Origin of the sequence: Kribbella lupini, from assembly GCF_039529595.1 — a bacterium.
GTDB lineage: Bacteria > Actinomycetota > Actinomycetes > Propionibacteriales > Kribbellaceae > Kribbella > Kribbella lupini.
Map to the genome: position 1 here is coordinate 30,698 of NZ_BAAANC010000001.1, position 12,551 is coordinate 43,248.

Below are 12,551 nucleotides of genomic sequence, written 5' to 3' on the forward strand. Positions count from 1 at the left end.
GTAACACGGACCCCCCCAAGGGTCTCAAGTGACAGATGCGGCGAAGTATGTCAGAGCTGTCACCGGTAGGGGTCGGACTTTTCGCGAAGCTTGATGAGGGCCTGCCGGAGTGCTGCGGCCAACTCGGGGCCGAGGTGCTCGGTCCACTCCTGCTCGACGCGGGTGACCACCTCACGCGCCCGTTCCGAGGCGGCCTGGCCCTTGGCGGTGAAGCGGATGAGTCGCGCTCGCCCGTCGGCCGGATCCGGGACGCGTTCGACCAGGCCTTCCTTCTCCAGCGCCGCGACCAGCAGGCTCGCGGTCTGCTTGGTGACCTGCGCCTGCTCGGCGAGGTCAGTGAGGCGCGAGCCGCCCGCGGCGATGCGCTGGGCGATCCGGGACTGGGCGACGGTCACCTGGTAGCCGGACTCGCGCATGGCCCCGATCACCTCGTCGTCCATCGCGCGGTACGCGATGAACATGAGCGTGGCCAGGTCCATGCGGTCTCCACCTCTTGACAGTAGTCAGCAAGGCTGACCAAGATGGTCAGTACTGCTGACGATTATAGGTGTGCGATGACCAGAGTTCCGCCAGTCAAAGTCGTTCGGGCAGCGACTGCCGTCCGGACCGCGCTGCAGAACCTCACACGGCGCATGGTTCCGCCGGAGATCGGCCTGCTGGAGCTCGCCTCGGGCTTCATGGGGACGCACGTCGTCTACGCGGTGGCCAAGCTCGGCATCGCGGACGTTCTGGCGGCCGGCCCGTTGTGCGCGGACGAGATCGCGGCGGAGGTGGGGTCGGATCCCGACGCCACCTATCGGCTGCTGCGGGCCGGTGCGATGTTCGGGCTGTTCACCGAGAGGTCCGATGGGCGGTACGGGCTCACCGGTCTGGGCGGCGGGCTGCGCTCGGGAACGCCGGGCTCGCTGCTGCCGGTCGTGCTGATGCTCGGCGATCCGCTGTACCAGGGCCCGTGGGGCCGGTTGGCCGAGTCCGTCCGGACCGGTGAGCCGGCCGCGGAGGTTGCCCTGGGCAAGCAGATGTGGGAGTACCTGGACGGCAACCCGGAGTTCGCGGCCACGTTCAACGACGCGATGACGCGGCTGACCGACCTGGACTGGCCGACCGTCGCCGCGGCGTACGACTTCACGCCGTACTCGACGATCGTCGACCTCGGTGGCGGGCACGGGCAGCTTCTCGCGCTCATGCTCGGCGCGGCTCCGAACGCCAAGGGGGTTCTGCAGGAGCGTGAGGCGATGGTCGGTGCGGCCGAGGCTCATCTGCGCGAGGCAGGCGTTGTGACCCGGTGCCGGATCGATTCGGGATCGTTCTTCGAGACGGCGCCGTCCGACGGCGATCTGTACGTGATGCGGCGGGTGATCCACGACTTCGACGACGAGCAGGCCGTCGCGATCTTGAGCACCGTACGCCGGCACATGCCGCGGAGGTCGACGCTGCTGCTGCTCGACAGCGTCGTACCGCCGGGCAACACCCCGCACTTCGCGAAGACGCTCGACCTCGACATGCTGATCTTCGTCGGCGGTCGCGAACGCACCGAGCGGCAGTTCGGGACGTTGCTCGACCGCGCAGGGTTTCGGCTCACGCGGATCGTTCCGACGGTCTCCACGCTCTCGCTCGTCGAAGCCGCTCCCGGGCGGTCGTCGTGAACGCGGTCGCCCAACTCAGCGCCGGCCTCGCGGCGCTGATCTTGATCGCGGTCTTCCCCACAGAGGCCTTCCTGATCGACCGCCCGTGGGTCCAGAAGTTCCTCGGGATCGAACCGCACGGGCTCCGGAACGTGCACCTGTGGGCGTTCTGCATCGGCGCGCGCAACGCGCTGGTCGGGGTGGGCGCGCTCGTCGGGCTGTGGATGGTCCGGTACGGCAACGAGTCGACGGGGACGACGGTGGTGGTTGTCAGTTGCCTCTACATGTTGCTGGCGTCGTTGTTCATGGGGATGGCGGATCTGCTCGGGTACTGGCGGCCGCGCGGGGGAAGCGTGCGCGGGACGGTCGCGTCGTCGGTCCTGCCGGCGATCGCGCTGATCGCGATCGCGGTCTAGGTCGTCAGGCTTTCGTGCGCCGTGCGCCGTGCGCCGTGCGCCGTGCGCCGTGCGCCGTGCGCCGTGCGCCCTGCGCTGTCGCCGAAGCCGTCGGCGACAAGGCGGGCGTCCGGTTGCTCCGGCGGGCAGCGAGTCACGCCGGCGCCAGTGTGTCGCTCAGCGCGCCAGCGCGCAGGTGAAGCGCGCAGCGCGCAAGCGAAGCGGGCAAGCGCGCACTCGAGCCCCGGGGCCGCGCACTTGAAGCGCGGTAGCGCGCAAACAAGCTGGCGGAAGCAGGGTGTGCACCCTAGCGCGGCAGCGCGTACTTGAAGCGGGCGACAGCACGCGCACGCACTGCCAAGGGTGGGTGGGAGCTGGCGCTGGAGTGAGCGCCAGCGAACGGAAGGGCCTGCGTGGGGGCTCTTACTCCGCCGTGGAGAGGATCAGCGAGCGGAGTTTGGTGATCGCCAGGGTGAGGGCGGTGATCGTGACCGCCAGCAGGAGGATCGTGGCGATGGGGAGTTTGACGGCGGACTCCACGCGCGGGGCATCCGTCAGGTTGCTGATCAGGGCCAGGGACCACTGCTGGACCGACAGGACCTTGGCGCCGTCGACGTACTGGCCCATGACGCTTTCCCACAGCAGGCAGTAGATCAGGCCGATGGTGACGGCGTTGCCGGAGAAGACGGACAGGGCGACGAAGATCGCGACGTAGGCGATGCCGGCGACCAGGGCGCCGGTGCTGAAGGCGACGGCTGTGGTGAGGTCGTGGGGGTCGAGGACGACACCGGCCAGCAGAAGCGGGAGGGCACCCACGACCAGGACGACACCGACGGCGACGACGGCTTTGGTGAGGATGATCGTGGAGCGCTTGATGGGCTTGCTGAGCAGGTAGACGATCGAGCCGTCGTCGATCTCGGAGGCGATCGCGCCCGTGCCGGCGACCAGCGCGACGAGCGGCAGGATGACGGCCAGGCCGAACTGCTGCAACAAGGCGACCTGCAGGCCGGACTTGTCGTCGACGGTCAGGGCCAGCAGCACGCACAGACCGACGAAGACGGCAGGCAGGATGTACAGCAGCAACCCGCGCCGGCTGCCGAACAGTGTCGCGAGCGTCAGCCGGACGATCGTGCGCACGACCATCAGTGCCTCCCGACCAGGTAGGAGAAGACGCTCTCGAGCGACTCGTCGGTGGGGGAGACCTCCAGCAGCCGGATGCCGAGATCCCGCGCCAGCCCAGGGACCAGCCGGCTGAAGCGTTCGAAGTCGACCACCCGGATCTGCAAGGAGGCGTCGTCCAGATCGGCGCCCGCGGTCGACGGATCGCCGATCAGGGCCGACGCGAGCCGCCGGTTGTCGCTGGAGCGCAGCCGGTACAGCATCGGCCGGTCCACCATCAGCGTCCGGATCGCGCGGTAGTCACCCGAGGCCGCGTGCCGCCCCGACACCACGACCTCGATGTGGGTGGCGACCTGCTGCACCTCCTCCAGGATGTGCGAGCTGAACAGCACCGTGCGCCCGTCGCCGCCCATCTTGCGCAGCAGCTCCATGAGATGCAGCCGCTGCCGCGGGTCCATCCCGTTGAACGGCTCGTCGAGCAGCAGCACCGACGGCTCGTGCACGAGCGCGGCCGCCATCTTGATCCGCTGCTTCATGCCCTTCGAGTACGTCGAGATGCGCCGCCCCGCCGCATCCTCCATCGCCACCACGGCGATCGCGGCCTCCGCGGCAGCCCCCGGCGCCGCCAGCCCGTGCAGCTCGGCATTGGCCCGTACGAAAGCAGCGCCCGTCAGTACGTCGTACACGGCCTCGGTCTCCGGGACCAAACCGATCGCGGAGTACGCCCGCTCGTTCCGCCACACCGGTACGCCGTCCAGCGTCACCGTACCGACCGACGGCGGCAGGAAGCCCGCCATCATCGTGATCAGCGTCGACTTGCCGGCGCCGTTCGGGCCGAGCAGGCCGGTGACGCCGGGGCCGATGGTCATCGTGACGTCGTTGACCGCGACGACGTTGCCGTACCAGCGGGAGACCTTCTCGATCTGGATCACGCTCACCCGCGGGCCACCTTCGCGTACCGCCGGTTGAGGCCCCACACGCACAGCCCGACCACGAGCAGCCAGACCGCCAGGAACACCAGTCCCTGCGCGGTGGTCGGCATCCAGCCGTCGGTGTCGTCGCGGAACACGAACGTGCTCAACGTCCGCGACAGCGTGAACGGCGACCCCAGGTTGGCGAACCGGGCCGCCGTACTGGTCATCTTCTGGTCGGTGTCCAGGATCGCGGTGGTGGTGACCGTCGCGGTGAACGACACGATCAGCACGGTGATGATCGCGGCGACCGCGAACCCGCGGCGCGGCGTCGCGGCGGCGATCAGCCCGCCGATCGACGCGAGCATGATCGACAGCAGCAGCCCACCCGCGAGCCCGGTCGCGAACTCGCGCGTCATGTCGGTGAAGTCGAACTTCGCGAGCACCGCGCCGACGTACAGGACGAACAGCGGGATGCCGATCAGGATCATCAGCGCGATGATCAGCGCGCCGAGCTTGGCCAGCGCATAGTCCGTACGCCGGGGAGGCCGCGCCAGGTACAGCACGATCGAGCCGTACCGCAGGTCGCGCGAGAACAGCTGCGGCGCCTGCGCCGCGAGGTAGAGCGCGATCACCGGCTGCAGGAAGAAGACGTAGTGCGCCGGGATCACCGGAGGGCTGTCGAGCTGCAGCGAGATCTCGATGCCGACGATGATCGCGACCGGGACCACCATCACCGCGAGCAGCAGGATCGGCATCACCTTCGACTTGCCGGACCGACCGATCCCGTACGCGTGGCGGACGCTTGCCGCCAGCAACGCCTGGCTGATCGCGAAGCGTCCGAGCCGCGGGCCGTCGTAGTGCCGGTACCCGATGTCGTGGATCACGCCGGTCCGCGGAGGCGGGGGGACCTGCTCAGACACTGAAGACCTCTTCCAGCCGGTGCCGGTGCGGTTCGACCCGGACGAGTCCCAGCCCCAGCTCGGCCACGGTGTCGCGGACCAGGTCGTACGTCTCCTCGCCGCTGATCTCCACCAGCACCAGCGGGCCTTCGGCACGAGCCCGCGCCCCCGCGTGAGCCAGGGCTTCGCCGAGCCGGTCGCGACCACTCAGGTCGCGCACTTCCACAGCCAGTACGCCGGTTTCGCCGGTCAGCGCGGCCTTCGACTCCGAACGCAGCAGCCGGCCGCCGTCCAGTACGACGATGTGGTCGCAGACCGACTCCAGCTCGCCGAGCAGGTGCGAGGTGATCAGCACCGGGATGCCGAACTCCGTGCCGATCCGGCGGACCAGCGCGAGCATCTCGTCGCGGCCGGCCGGGTCGAGACCGTTGGTCGGTTCGTCCAGCAGCACGAGTTTCGGGTCGTGGGTCAGGGCCTGCGCGAGCTTCACGCGCTGCTTCATGCCGGTCGAGTAGCCGCCCATCGGCCGGTACCGGGCCTCGTCGAGACCGACGTGCCGCAGCACGTCGGCCGCGCGTTCGCGGGCCGCGGTGGCCGGCAGGCCGGACATCTGGCCGAGGTGCACGACGAACTCGGTCGCGGAGACGTCGGGCGGCAGGCAGTCGTGCTCGGGCATGTAGCCGACGAGCGCCCGGACCGCCTCGCCGCCGGTGACCACGTCGTGTCCCAGCACGATGGCACTTCCGGCGGTCGGGGCGATCAGTCCGAGCAGGATCTTCAGCAGGGTCGACTTGCCGGCACCATTGGCTCCGACCAGCCCGGTCACGCCGGACCCCACCTCGACGGTCAGCTCGTCCAGTGCCGTCACGCGGGGGTAGCGCTTGGTCAGCGCGGTGGTCGCGATCACGGGCACCTGCCAACCCTAGTGGTTGAGCGGCTCGTCGCAGAATCGTCAGCCGTTGCGATCCCGTCCCAAAACCAGTGGCCGGTACGACGGCCGCCTGGCTATCGTCGCGCGCATGCAGATCAGGCCGGCCCGACCCGACGACGCCGAGGCGCTGGCCGCCGTACGACGTGACGTCTTCCCGTTCGCCGTGATGTCGCCGGCGACGATCGCGCACATGATCACCACCGAGGGCGCGGGCGAGAAACCGTTGCACCTGGTGGGTCTGGCCGACGGTCAGGTGGTCGCCTGGGGATCCGCGTCGATGAACACCTGGACCAGCGAGGAAGGCCAGGCCGGCCTCAACGTCCACGTGCATCCCGACCACCGCCTGCAGGGAATCGGTGGCGCGTTGGCTGCGCGCCTGCACGAACATCTCGGCGACGTCGGCGCGGTCCGCGTCCGGGTCTTCGCGTCGCCGTCCGGCGTGGAGTTCGCCAAGCGGCGTGGGTACGACGGGTCGCGGCAGATGCACTACTCCGGCGTCGACCTGCGGCAGCCGTTGCCCGAGCAGCCGCCGACGCCGGAAGGGATCGAGCTGGTCGGCCTCGAGCAGGTGACGGCCCGCCAGGCCTACGACGCCGACACCGTCGCGAGCCGGGACGAACCGGGCGACTCGCCGATCGACGCGGTCGACTTCGACGAGTGGGTGCGGGAGATCTGGGAGAGCCCCGCGATCGACAAGGCGTTGTCGGTGGCGGCCCTGGCCGGTGACGAGATCGCGTCGTTCACCGTGGTCGAGACGGCGGGTGACCGGGCCTGGGCGGGAATGACCGGCACGCTTCCGGCGTACCGGGGACGAGGGCTGGCCAAGCTGGTGAAGTCGGTCGCGCTGCGGCGTGCGGCGGCCGCCGGGATCGTCGGCGCGTTCACCTCGAACGACGACGAGAACGGTCCGATGCTTGCCGTGAACAACTGGCTCGGCTACCGCCGGGTGGAGACGCAGATCGGCCTGTTACGCACGCTGTGACGGGGTACCGGGGGCTTCGCTCACACAGCGAAGTTTGCCCGCGTGTTTACACCGGACCAGCCCGGATCGGCCCGGCGCAGGCGATATCTTCCCCAGTACTTCGGTGGAAGGGGTTCCGATGGAGATCAGGCCGGCCCAGATGGGCGACGCCGAGTCGGCGTTGGTGCTGCACGACCTGGTCGCGCCGTTCCTGGCGACCACCGGATCGGGTTTGCGCCGACGGCTGAGCGGCCCCGCCGACGGGCCCGGGTACGGGGTGTTCGCCGCGGTCGACGGCGAGCAGGTGATCGGCTGGACCAGTACCGGGCTGATCTCGGGGTCGGACCCGGTCGACGGGCAGTTGCGGTTGATCGTCCACCCGGAGCACCGCGGGCGCGGCGTCGGTACGGCGTTGCTCGAGACGGCGCACGAGCGGCTGAAGGAAGGCGGGGCGGTCACGGCCCGGGTGTTCGCCGATCCGGCGTCGGTCGGCTGGGCCTCGCAGTGGGGTTACCGCGAGACGCGCCGCGTGCACTACGCGAGCATGGCGCCGAGCGACGCGCCGGAGCTGCCGCCAGTGCCGGAGGGGCTGCGGTTGTCGCCGGTGAACGAGCTGGATCCGCGGCGGTTGTACGAGGCCGACGAGATCGCCCAGCAGACCAAGCCGGGCGACGCGAAGATCACCTCCCGGCCGTACGAGCAGTGGCTGGCCGCGATCTGGGACTCGCCCGCGATGGTGCTCGACCTGAGCACGGCCCTGGTCGACACCGACGGCCGCGTCGTCGGCTTCACGCTGGGCAACGGCGACCACGAGAAGATCTGGTCGCAGATGACCGCAACGCTGCCCGAGTTCCGCGGCCGGGGTTTCGCCAAGCTGGTCAAGTGCGCGACGCTCCACCGCGCCGCCGCGGCGGGCGTCACCGGCATGTACACGGCGAACTACGACGGCAACAGCCCGATGATCGCCGTCAACCAGTGGCTCGGCTACACCCGCACCGCCACCCACACCGTCCTGATCTGCCCCCTCTGATGGGCCAGATCCTGGCGCTGGGCGGCGGCGGTTTCTCGATGGAACCCGACAACCCGCTGCTCGACGACTTCCTGCTGTCGTTGGCCGCGGTCAAGGGACGACTGCCGCGCGTCTGCTTCGTACCGACCGCCAGCGGCGACTCCGACGGTTACAGCGAACGCTTTCTGGACGCCTTCGGGCCGTCCCGCGCGGACGCCTCGGTGCTCTCGCTGTTCAACCGGTCCGTCACCGATCTGGACGGCTTCGTCCGCGGCCAGGACGTGATCTACGTCGGCGGCGGCAGTACGGCGAACCTGCTGGCGGTCTGGCGGGTGCACGGACTCGACCGGGCGCTGCGGAACGCGTACGACGACGGTGTGGTGCTGGCCGGGATCAGCGCCGGGATGAACTGCTGGTTCGAGGGGTCGGTGACCGACTCGTTCGACGTCAGCAGTCTGGCGCCGCTGGAGGACGGGCTCGGGTTGCTGCGGGGGAGTGCCTGCCCGCACTACGACGGCGAGGAGCTCCGCCGGGACACGTACGTGAAGCTGGTGCGCGACGGGTTCCCGGGCGGGTACGCGGCCGAGGACGGCGTCGGGCTGCACTTCCGTGACGGCGAGCTGGTCGAAGCGGTGACCTCGACGCCGGGCAAGGCGGCGTACGTCGTACGGGCTGTTGACGGCGAGGTCGTCGAGGAGCGGCTGGGAGCGCGGTACCTAGGGGACGAGTAGGACGACGGTTTCGGCGACGCAGGCTGGTTTGGTGGAGTTCTCCAGCTCGATGACCCACTGGAGGGAGACCTGTACGCCGGCCGGGGTCTCCTGCGCGCCGGAGATCGACGCACCGGCGCGGACCCGGGAGCCGACCGGGACCGGCGTGGGGAAGCGGACCTTGTTGACGCCGTAGTTGAGCTTCGCCGAGACGCCGTCGACGTCGAAGAGCTCCGCGCCGAAGCGGGCGATCAGGCTGAGCGTCAGGTACCCGTGGGCGATCGTCGTGCCGTACGGGCCGGAGGCCGCGCGCTCGACGTCGACGTGGATCCACTGGTGGTCACCGGTCGCCTCGGCGAACTGGTTGACCTGCTCCTGGGTGATCTCCAGCCACTCGGTCTCGCCGAGCTGGGTGCCGACGGCGCCGACCACTGCGTCGACTCCGGTGAAGGTGCGGGGCATGTCGGTCTCCAGCCTCAGTTGCGGGGTCCGCCGGCGACGTACAGGACCTGCCCGGAGACGAAGCCGGACTCCTCCGAGCAGAAGAACGACGCGGCGGCGGCGATGTCCTCGGGCTTGCCGGTGCGCTGGACCGGGATGGCGGCGGCGGTCGCCTTCTTGAACTCCTCGAAGTCGATCCCGACCCGGGCCGCGGTGGCCGCGGTCATGTCGGTCTCGATGAAGCCCGGCGCGATCGCGTTCGCGGTGACGCCGAACTTGCCCAGCTCGAAGGCCAGCGTCTTGGCCAGGCCCTGCAGACCGGCCTTGGCCGAGGCGTAGTTGGCCTGGCCGCGGTTGCCCAGCGCGGACGTCGACGACAGGAACACCATCCGGCCGTAGCCCGCCTCGACCATGTGCGCCTGGCAGGCCTTCGACATCAGGAAGCTGCCCTTGAGGTGCACCGACATCACGGTGTCCCAGTCGTCCTCGGACATCTTGAACAGCAGGTTGTCACGCAGTACTCCGGCGTTGTTGACCAGGATCGTCGGCGCGCCCAGCTCGGCCACCACCCGCTCGACCGCGGCGGTCACCTGGTCGGACTTGCTCACGTCGCACCCGATCGCGACGGCCTTGCCGCCCGCGGCGGTGATCGCCTCGACGGTGCCGGCGCAGGCCGCCTCGTCCAGGTCCAGCACGGCGACGGCGTTGCCGTCGGCGGCGAGCCGCTGCGCCACCGCGGCGCCGATTCCCCGGGCCGCCCCGGTCACGATCGCCACCCGCTGCTGCTCGCTCATCGCACCTACTCCTGAGTTCGGCCTGAGTTCGGTCGGTATCCGGGATGACATTACCCACGTTGCGTCAGATCGCGCGTGGTCCGGATGGGATGATCCTTGGTGTGGATCATCACAACCGGCACGTCTACCACTGCCCGCTGCGCTGGGGGGACATGGACGCGCTCGGCCACGTGAACAACGGCCGGTACGTCGACTACCTGCAGGACGCGCGCGTCGACTTCCTGTTCCGGACCGCCAAGGAGCTCGGCGCCGACGACCTGGAGACCGGGCTGCTGGTCGCCCGGCACGAGGTGCAGTACCGGGCGCCGCTGCGCTTCCGCCCCGAGCCGGTCCGGATCGAGCTGTGGATCTCCGAGATCCGGGCCGCGTCGTTCACGGTCGACTACGAGATCCTCGACGTGTCGCCCGAGCGCACGACGTACGTCGAGGCGAAGACCCGGCTGGTGCCGTTCGACTTCGCCGCGGGCAGGTTGCGGCGGATCACCCCCGTGGAGCGCGAGGCGCTCACGAAACTGGTGGGCGCATGACCTTCAGTCACCCGGTGCTGGTCCGCTGGTCCGACATCGACTCCTACGACCACGTCAACAACGTGCGGTACTTCGACTACCTGCAGGAGGCGCGGATCGCGTTCCTGGCGAACGTGTTCGGGGTCGGCGCGGACGAGTTCTTCGGGCGGTCGCCGGTGGTGCTGGTCAGCCAGACCGTCGACTACCTGCGCCCGATCCTGCTGCGGCACCCGCCGTACGCCGTGGACGTGTGGGTCTCGGCGGTCGGTACGTCGTCGTACACGCTGCAGTCGCGGATCGTGGACCACGCCGAAGGGCTCGTCTACTGCAAGGCGACGTCCGTGCTGGTCACGGTGACCGCGGACACGCACGCCAAGCGGCCGCTCGACGAGGCCGAGCGGGCAGCCCTCGGCAAGCACGTTTCGGTGGCTTGAGACACTGAAACCGATGAGTGAGCCACAGAGCTTCTACGACGCCGTCGGCGGGGCCGAGACGTTCCACCGGCTGATCGCCGCGTTCTACCGCGGCGTCGCGGCCGACCCGGAACTGCGCCCGATGTACCCGGAGGAGGACCTCGGCCCGGCCGAGGTGCGCTTCCGGATGTTCCTGGAGCAGTACTGGGGCGGACCGCGGACCTACTCCGAGCAGCGCGGGCACCCCCGGCTGCGGATGCGGCACCACCCGTTCGCCGTCACCCCGAGCGCACGGGACCGCTGGCTCGGCCACATGCGGGCCGCCCTGGACGAGATCGCCCTGCCCCCGGACCGGGACGAGGAGATCTGGAAGTACATGGTGATGGCCGCGCACAGCATGGTGAACACCGACGAACCGACCTACCCCGGCGCGATCGACGTGTCCGGACACTGAGCACCTCTTCGAAGGAGACACACGAGCATGGCAACAGTTCGCACCGCCAAGGCCCACTGGGAAGGCTCGCTGATGGAGGGCGCCGGCCAGGTCGCCCTCGAGTCGTCCGGGATCGGCACGTACGACGTGTCGTGGGCTTCGCGCGCCAACGACGCGAACGGCAAGACCAGCCCGGAGGAGCTGATCGCGGCGGCGCACTCGACCTGCTTCTCGATGGCGCTGTCGCACGCGCTGGCCGGCGCCGGCCACGCGCCGGAGTCGATCGACACCACCGCCGACGTCACCTTCCAGCCGGGTGAGGGCATCACCGGCATCAAGCTCTCGGTCAACGGCAAGGTCCCCGGCCTGACCGCCGAGCAGTTCGCCGAGTTCGCCGAGGAGGCCAAGAAGAACTGCCCGGTCTCCCAGGCCCTCGCCGCGGTCACCATCACGCTGGACGTCACCTTCACCGCCTGAGCTCCACTTCAGCCGACGGCGCCGACCCCTGCGGGGTCGGCGCCGTCGGCGTTTGGCTCAGTCGGGCGGGGTGTGTCCGCCGCCGGGGCGGGAGGCCGCGGCGGGCTCCTGCGGAGTACTGGGCTGTTCGGCCGGAGGCTCGGTGAGGTGTTGTTCCTCTTCCTTTTCCGCGGCGGAGCCAACGCCTGACGGGCCGCCGTCGGGGTCGCGGTTGGTGAGGTTGCCGATCCGCAGGACCTCGCCGTTGCGGACGTACCAGATGGTGCCGTCCTCGCCGCGCAGGCGGGTGACGCGCAGGCCGACCGCCTCGACGACGCCGGTGGCCTTCTCCATGTCGATCAGGTCGCCGACGCCGTACTGGTCCTCGAAGATCATGAAGATGCCGGCCAGGAAGTCCTTGACCAGCGTCTGCGCGCCGAAGCCGAGCGCGACACCGATGATGGACGCCGACGCGACCACCGGGAGGATGTTGAAGCCGAGCTCGGCGAGCACCATCACGACGGTGACGGCGGTCAGCACGATCGTCACCGCACTGCACAGCAGCGACGCGATCGTCTCGGCTCGCTGGGCGCGGCGCTCGTTGGCCAGGGTGTTCTCGACGAACTCCTGGCCGCGCTTGGACTTGGCCAGCACGCCGGCCACCGCGCCGTTCCCGGTCCGCCGGGCGAACCGCCGGATCGCCTTGTGCAGCAGCCAGCGCAGCACGAAGAACGCCACGATCAGCCCGGCGATCCGGGCCGGGACCATGACGATCTGGTCGGTCACTTCGAGCTTGCCGTCGTTGCCGCGGCGGAAGAACGTCGGGAACTGTTCAGGCAGGGAAAGCAGGGGGTGACTGAGCAGGGACACGGGGTAGCTGAGCAGAATAGGCATCTCGCCGCCCTACTGTAGTGACCACCGCCTGAACTCACGAACCAACCGCTG

The 12,551-nt window shown here is 69.6% G+C and carries 17 protein-coding genes; 9 read left to right on the plus strand and 8 right to left on the minus strand.

The window, feature by feature from the left end:
* Nucleotides 1-59: 59 nt before the first annotated feature.
* Complete coding sequence (locus tag ABD235_RS00160; protein ID WP_344167326.1) at nt 60-479, minus strand: MarR family winged helix-turn-helix transcriptional regulator; 420 nt, start codon at nt 477-479, stop codon at nt 60-62.
* Nucleotides 480-554: 75 nt separating this feature from the next.
* On the opposite strand from ABD235_RS00160, the gene ABD235_RS00165 reads away from it, so the two are divergent.
* A complete protein-coding gene (locus ABD235_RS00165) occupies nt 555-1,646 on the plus strand; it encodes a methyltransferase (protein ID WP_344167329.1) in 1,092 nt (363 codons plus the stop codon).
* Nucleotides 1,643-2,041 (plus strand): DUF1304 family protein, encoded by a 399-nt coding sequence (locus ABD235_RS00170; RefSeq protein ID WP_344167332.1) that lies wholly within the window; start codon nt 1,643-1,645, stop codon nt 2,039-2,041. Before ABD235_RS00165 ends, ABD235_RS00170 begins: the two co-directional genes overlap by 4 nt.
* 402 nt (nt 2,042-2,443) lie before the next feature.
* Here ABD235_RS00170 and ABD235_RS00175 read toward each other — a convergent pair whose 3' ends face one another.
* Genes ABD235_RS00175 through ABD235_RS00190 form a run of 4 tightly spaced genes read right to left on the minus strand, consistent with a single transcriptional unit; the run spans nt 2,444 to nt 5,865 of the window.
* Nucleotides 2,444-3,163 (minus strand): ABC transporter permease, encoded by a 720-nt coding sequence (locus ABD235_RS00175; RefSeq protein ID WP_344167335.1) that lies wholly within the window; start codon nt 3,161-3,163, stop codon nt 2,444-2,446.
* A complete protein-coding gene (locus ABD235_RS00180) occupies nt 3,163-4,077 on the minus strand; it encodes an ABC transporter ATP-binding protein (protein ID WP_344167338.1) in 915 nt (304 codons plus the stop codon). Before ABD235_RS00180 ends, ABD235_RS00175 begins: the two co-directional genes overlap by 1 nt.
* Nucleotides 4,074-4,973, minus strand: a complete 900-nt coding sequence (locus ABD235_RS00185) for an ABC transporter permease (protein WP_344167341.1) — start codon at nt 4,971-4,973, stop codon at nt 4,074-4,076. Before ABD235_RS00185 ends, ABD235_RS00180 begins: the two co-directional genes overlap by 4 nt.
* Nucleotides 4,966-5,865, minus strand: coding sequence for an ABC transporter ATP-binding protein (locus tag ABD235_RS00190; protein WP_344167344.1), 900 nt, complete (start codon nt 5,863-5,865; stop codon nt 4,966-4,968). The genes ABD235_RS00185 and ABD235_RS00190 overlap by 8 nt, the downstream gene beginning before the upstream one ends.
* A gap of 106 nt (nt 5,866-5,971) precedes the next feature.
* Here ABD235_RS00190 and ABD235_RS00195 point away from each other — a divergent pair, with 106 nt between their 5' ends.
* From ABD235_RS00195 to ABD235_RS00205, 3 genes are all read left to right on the plus strand, one after another.
* Entirely contained in the window at nt 5,972-6,865 is an 894-nt protein-coding gene (locus ABD235_RS00195) for a GNAT family N-acetyltransferase (protein WP_344167347.1), read from the plus strand.
* A 118-nt stretch (nt 6,866-6,983) separates the two neighbouring features.
* Nucleotides 6,984-7,874 (plus strand): GNAT family N-acetyltransferase, encoded by an 891-nt coding sequence (locus ABD235_RS00200; RefSeq protein ID WP_344167350.1) that lies wholly within the window; start codon nt 6,984-6,986, stop codon nt 7,872-7,874.
* Nucleotides 7,874-8,584, plus strand: coding sequence for a Type 1 glutamine amidotransferase-like domain-containing protein (locus ABD235_RS00205; protein ID WP_344167353.1), 711 nt, complete (start codon nt 7,874-7,876; stop codon nt 8,582-8,584). The genes ABD235_RS00200 and ABD235_RS00205 overlap by 1 nt, the downstream gene beginning before the upstream one ends.
* On the opposite strand, the gene ABD235_RS00210 is transcribed toward ABD235_RS00205, so the two are convergent.
* Nucleotides 8,570-9,025 (minus strand): MaoC family dehydratase, encoded by a 456-nt coding sequence (locus ABD235_RS00210; protein WP_344167356.1) that lies wholly within the window; start codon nt 9,023-9,025, stop codon nt 8,570-8,572. The two genes, ABD235_RS00205 and ABD235_RS00210, sit on opposite strands and share 15 nt — an antisense overlap.
* A gap of 14 nt (nt 9,026-9,039) precedes the next feature.
* Nucleotides 9,040-9,798 carry a 3-oxoacyl-ACP reductase FabG gene (gene fabG / locus ABD235_RS00215; protein WP_344167359.1) on the minus strand — a complete coding sequence of 253 codons (759 nt, stop codon included), beginning with the start codon at nt 9,796-9,798 and terminating at the stop codon, nt 9,040-9,042.
* A 101-nt stretch (nt 9,799-9,899) separates the two neighbouring features.
* On the opposite strand from fabG, the gene ABD235_RS00220 reads away from it, so the two are divergent.
* Genes ABD235_RS00220 through ABD235_RS00235 form a run of 4 tightly spaced genes read left to right on the plus strand, consistent with a single transcriptional unit; the run spans nt 9,900 to nt 11,627 of the window.
* Nucleotides 9,900-10,325 carry an acyl-CoA thioesterase gene (locus tag ABD235_RS00220; protein WP_344167362.1) on the plus strand — a complete coding sequence of 142 codons (426 nt, stop codon included), beginning with the start codon at nt 9,900-9,902 and terminating at the stop codon, nt 10,323-10,325.
* Nucleotides 10,322-10,738: an acyl-CoA thioesterase gene (locus ABD235_RS00225; RefSeq protein WP_344167365.1), complete on the plus strand. Its 417-nt coding sequence runs from the start codon at nt 10,322-10,324 to the stop codon at nt 10,736-10,738. Before ABD235_RS00220 ends, ABD235_RS00225 begins: the two co-directional genes overlap by 4 nt.
* 13 nt (nt 10,739-10,751) lie before the next feature.
* Nucleotides 10,752-11,171, plus strand: coding sequence for a globin (locus ABD235_RS00230; RefSeq protein ID WP_344167368.1), 420 nt, complete (start codon nt 10,752-10,754; stop codon nt 11,169-11,171).
* 27 nt (nt 11,172-11,198) lie between these two features.
* A complete protein-coding gene (locus tag ABD235_RS00235; protein WP_344167371.1) occupies nt 11,199-11,627 on the plus strand; it encodes an OsmC family protein in 429 nt (142 codons plus the stop codon).
* Between the two features lie 57 nt (nt 11,628-11,684).
* On the opposite strand, the gene ABD235_RS00240 is transcribed toward ABD235_RS00235, so the two are convergent.
* Nucleotides 11,685-12,500: a mechanosensitive ion channel family protein gene (locus ABD235_RS00240; RefSeq protein WP_344167374.1), complete on the minus strand. Its 816-nt coding sequence runs from the start codon at nt 12,498-12,500 to the stop codon at nt 11,685-11,687.
* Nucleotides 12,501-12,551 lie beyond the last annotated feature (51 nt).